This window comes from Acidithiobacillus marinus, assembly GCF_002847505.1.
GTDB classification, from domain to species: domain Bacteria; phylum Pseudomonadota; class Gammaproteobacteria; order Acidithiobacillales; family Acidithiobacillaceae; genus Acidithiobacillus; species Acidithiobacillus marinus.
Window position 1 is genome coordinate 1 of the sequence record NZ_MXAV01000014.1, and the last position, 4,017, is coordinate 4,017.

Genomic DNA, 4,017 nt, shown 5'->3' on the forward strand with positions numbered 1-4,017 from the left:
TGACGCAGTATTGGTCACGGCAATATCAGACTTGATTGAGTCGCAGGACAAACGGGACATCTCATTGGCGGCATGGGAGAAGTTGGAGTTTGGGCGAGGTGGGCAACTACACGCACTCCCACCCCTGCGGGCGGCCTTTGCTCTGGCGGAATCCTTACAATACCAGGGTTGCGCCCATGTCGATGGGGGGGCTTTGCTGGTCAGTGCCACCAATCCCATCATCCAGCGTGTCAAGGATGGGAAGCCTACCGTCCTGATGGATGCCACACCTCCCAAAGTCATTAAGGAGATTGTGTCAGGCAATGGTGGCAAAATTATCAATAGGATTGCCAAGCAACAAGTTAATATCATTCGGCATCCGCAGCGGTTTTGGGGGCTTGGTGAGTTGGACCCCAGGCGGACTACCTCGGAGCGGGTCGAGCGTGCCATGCACCGGTATTCGGCGCTCATTGAGCTTCATGGTGAGACAAATATCCTGGTACATAATCGGGCGTATGATCAGTTACCGGAGAGCGTACAATCCGACCCCAGGGTGGGGTATTGGGGTGCGGATCACAGGGCGCACGACCGTTGGTCAGGGAAGGATTTGGTGCTTGTCGGGTCTTTTTTTCCACCGGAAAGCCAATGGCGTAACCTGTATCAGTCCGACCGTCTGGCGGCATTGGCCGGGGGAGCCAATCCCGATGAATGGCCCACTTGGCCGGAATCCGAGGACCATGTGCTGGGGGCTTGGGTTTGCGAGGGTTCCCATGATGTGCAGTCGCGTCTGCCGCTGCCGCAAAATGCCCATATCCGAGCATGGTTGCTGGATAAGGTCGGAAATGAAACCGTGCAGGCCATTGGCCGGGCGCGCGGGGTGAATGCCGAAACGGAGTTGACTATCCATGTATACGGCGGTGTGCCAGTGGCGGGTCTGCATGAGCATGGGCTGGCAGTGGCCGAGTATCATGCCGATGCTTCCGAACTCGGTCGGACCCTCGCCCAAGTGAACGGAGAACGGCATGATGCAGCCATGGTCAGTCTGGACCATGCTGCAAGCCGGATTGTGGCTAAGGGTCGGGTAATCACCCGCCATGCCCTTGCCGACGAGATGCTTGCAACGGGCACCGATGGGCCTCAAATTCCTTTGTACGGGCAAGGTAATGGTCCCAATACCAAGCCCGTACAAACCCCATTCTCCGCCGAGACTTACCGGAAATGGCTGGACCGTATCCAGAAGACCTGCCCCGCGTTATTTGCGCACATGAGCCAGAATGGTCGGGGTGCATCAGTGGTCCGTGCGATGATGGAAGCCAGCCGCCAATATGGTCAAGAGTCCATAAAATATGCGGTGGAAATGACAGAAGGCCTTATCAAACATGGACACGGCGCCGACGACCGATTCGAGGTTATTGAAGAGTTGGAGGCGCAGATCCGTGAGGTTGATTGCCCACCAGAAACGAAAGCACTCTATACGGTATTTGACGCTGCATCATCCAAGCACTTGCACAGCATTCCCAATACCTGAAAGCGATCCATCTATTGCATCCAGCAGGAAGCCAAATGACAAAGATTGAGCATTGTGGAAAGCATCATACCGAGTGCAAATTCGGACAATGGTTTTACAGTACAGGCGCACAGTCCATCATAGACGAGGCTTTAGGCAAACCGGAGCACGTTCAGCAATCTGTGCGTCGATTATGGAAAGAGATCGAAGAACATCACATCGCCTTTCATCATCATTCCATACAAGCTATCCAAAAAATACATGCCTTAAAAGAGGACACCGAAAAAGAGAGCGCCGAATCGGCGCGTTTACAGGCTGCCGCAGCCGATGAAACGCAGATGATGATACGCTCAACCAAGCTCAACAACAGGTTGCTCGAACTGGATGCGCTGTTGTATCAAAAAACACATCATCATCTGAACGAAGCAAGGTGAAAAAGGTAAAAAAGGTGAAAACGGTGAAAACGGTGAAACCGGTGTAAAAATGGACTGTCATTATTGGTGACAGTCATGTAAAACAACAAGTTGCACAAAGGATCGCTATCATGGCAAAGCAATGGGAAATCACCGGACGCTTGGGTGAACTTCAGCTTGAATGGCTGCGGGCCAACTATGACGATGAGTTGCTTGAGTCAACCTTGAAAAAAAAGCCGAAAAAAGGATTTCCGTTCAATGTAGCGAAGCGATTGCAGTTCAAAGAAGGCGGCCCGGCCATGCCGTATCCAGACAAACTATTGGCGAATGAGCCGGAAGATGTGAAGCAAGAAGAACTGGAAAAGATCAACTGGCGATCTGAATCACCATCTTGAACGGTATGCAGCAATACCGAATCCATTGTGCTTTTGTGCCATCTTTTGTGCTTTTGCGGATGGGCTGTACTGTCAAAATGCCAAAATGCCAAAATGTCCGAAACCTTTGAATCGGACGCCAGCATGATGCAGGCCGGTTCGTTACACTTTATCAAAAGCACTGATTGATTCAATGTGTTATGGATATAATGTAATCATGGATTCGGTGTTGTTGCATATCGAATCCATTTTGCTATGTGATGTGCCGGTCTGATTTGCGTATGGTTAACCATGATCGAAGATGGATTCGTGCATGACGGACTAAAACGCGATCTGATATAGGCTTGGTTCACTAATATTTTGTCATCATACCGTCCTCATGGGGATGTGCGATATGTGATGTGTATGGTGGGTGATATATGACATAAGATGACATGAGGCGAAACAACGCCATGTGATGGCCGCTAAAGATCGTGTGTTGAAGGTGGTGTTGACCCGAATTTTACGTGGGTGTGGCAGGCTACCGATATAGAATAGTTTGCCCGCGATGAGTCGGTATTGACAGACGCTATGCTGGACGATTTGAAGGATGCCACCATGTGTCGTGCCATCACCTGCCAAAAAGTATGGATGACACGCCGTTTTGATAATTTGTTTGGAGTGAATTGAATTGGACCCCATAGCCAATAATACGCGCAACCGTTGGTGGCATCGCTTTTTCTCTGCTGAAGATATGGAAAGAACGGCAGCGCTGGAAATCAATGAACTTAAGGAAACCAATGTAAATGCGGATGCAGACGCAGCCGCGACACACCCGCCTGCGGGCATAGTGGTTCGTGCGCAAGCGGGCATGAGCGATGAAATGGGAATGGAAGATGCCCCGAAAATCAGTGTGGACACTTTTCGGAAGAAGATGGATGTTCACGATATTCCGCCATCAGAATCGCCACAATCCAGATACCGGGATAACATCATTAACCGGCACCGCATGATTGTGATTGCACATGAAGTCGGACATTGGCTGGCGGAAGCGATCTATACCGAAAAACCGGAATGGATGGCGATTGCCGTAGAAGTGCCGACGCCTTACCCCCATGCTGAGGATATACAGGATAACCATGCCGCGCCCGTTTTCGGCTTCTATCGTTCCAACCGTCTGGACGCATTGATGAACGACAGAATCGCGCACACGGCGGCAGAAAACTACTGGTATATGCTCATGCTGGTCATGGGGGATATGGCGGCTCATATTCTGACAGGACAGCCGCAAGTCGGCGCTGGTCAGGATTACGAAAAATGGATGAACGCCGCCCATCTTTATTTGCAGAACCAGAAGCTCGTCACCCCAACGGGTCGGGTGGTTTTCTACCATCCAGTCCAACGCAGCATTTATGACCATTCAGAAAATCAGCACTTGATTGATGCCCTGTTTTTCAAGCATCAGGAACAGGCGCGGCAGATGGTGATGGCCAATCATGCGTTGCTGTATGAAATGTGTCACCTGTTGATGGAAAACAGGGCCATCGACTCACCATCATTGATGGACTTTTTGCAAAGGGCTGTCATCCCCGAAGGCTGCGATCTGGACGTGCTGCGAGGCTTTCTCGATAGTTCCATGCAATTTTTACCAGCGCCAGATCAGAAAGAGGGTAAAGACATACCTCATGCTGCCATGGGCAATGTTGATCCGCGCCATACCCATCTTGTCGTGCCTTTTGACCGATTAGGGGATTCCTCTGTTTTT

4 protein-coding genes are annotated in these 4,017 nt (G+C 50.9%); all 4 read left to right on the forward strand.

Annotated features, from left to right (window positions below; genetic code table 11):
* A partial coding sequence (locus B1757_RS04725; protein ID WP_216360822.1) for a hypothetical protein occupies window positions 1–1,507 on the forward strand: 1,507 nt, incomplete at its 5' end.
* 35 nt (window positions 1,508–1,542) lie between these two features.
* Entirely contained in the window at window positions 1,543–1,920 is a 378-nt protein-coding gene (locus tag B1757_RS04730; protein ID WP_101537228.1) for a CZB domain-containing protein, read from the forward strand.
* Between the two features lie 110 nt (window positions 1,921–2,030).
* On the forward strand, window positions 2,031–2,294 hold the full coding sequence (locus B1757_RS04735) for a hypothetical protein (RefSeq protein WP_101537229.1): 264 nt from the start codon (window positions 2,031–2,033) through the stop codon (window positions 2,292–2,294).
* 649 nt (window positions 2,295–2,943) lie between these two features.
* Window positions 2,944–4,017: hypothetical protein (locus B1757_RS04740; RefSeq protein WP_143484218.1), on the forward strand; the 1,074-nt coding region annotated here is incomplete at its 3' end.

What these genes read in the sequence shown, in the direction of transcription:
- B1757_RS04730 (WP_101537228.1), top strand. Translation starts at nt 1,543, where the DNA reads ATGACAAAGATTGAGCATTGTGGAAAGCATCATACCGAGTGCAAATTC.
- B1757_RS04735 (WP_101537229.1), top strand. Translation starts at nt 2,031, where the DNA reads ATGGCAAAGCAATGGGAAATCACCGGACGCTTGGGTGAACTTCAGCTT.